Consider the following 505-nt stretch of genomic DNA (forward strand, 5'->3'; position numbering starts at 1 on the left):
TGATGTTGTCGCCCAGCACGGCCAGCGGCAGCATGCCGCGCAGCGTGCGTTCGCCGGCCAGCGCGCCTTCCCAGTACGGCGGGCGGCGGATGTAGGTGCTCTGCGGGCGCCACGCGTACAGCGGATCGACCGTGGCGTCGCGCTCGTTGCGCAGGCCGAACATGGGCGCGTAGACCTTGCGGAACTGTTCCGGCTTGACGGCCGCCTTGACCATGGCGTCGATCTCTTCGTCGCTCGGCCAGATGTCCTTCAGGCGGATCTCGCGGCCATCGGCGCCGGTGCCCAGCACGTCGCGTTCGATGTCGAAGCGGATGGTGCCGGCGAGGGCGTAGGCCACCACCAGCGTCGGCGAGGCCAGGAAGGCCTGCTTGGCGTAGGGGTGGATGCGGCCGTCGAAGTTGCGGTTGCCCGACAGCACGGCGGTGGCGTACAGATCGCGGTCGATGATCTCCTGCTGGATGACCGGGTCGAGCGCGCCCGACATGCCGTTGCACGTGGTACAGGC

Annotated in this window: 1 protein-coding gene; it reads right to left on the bottom strand. The window is 69.1% G+C overall.

The window, feature by feature from the left end; all coding sequences use genetic code 11:
* The coding region (locus ACR6JA_RS22080; protein ID WP_494599520.1) for an aconitase family protein at nt 1-484 on the bottom strand (484 nt) is incomplete at its 3' end.
* Nucleotides 485-505: the final 21 nt, after the last annotated feature.

The organism is Cedecea sp. B1(4) (genome assembly GCF_059414925.1).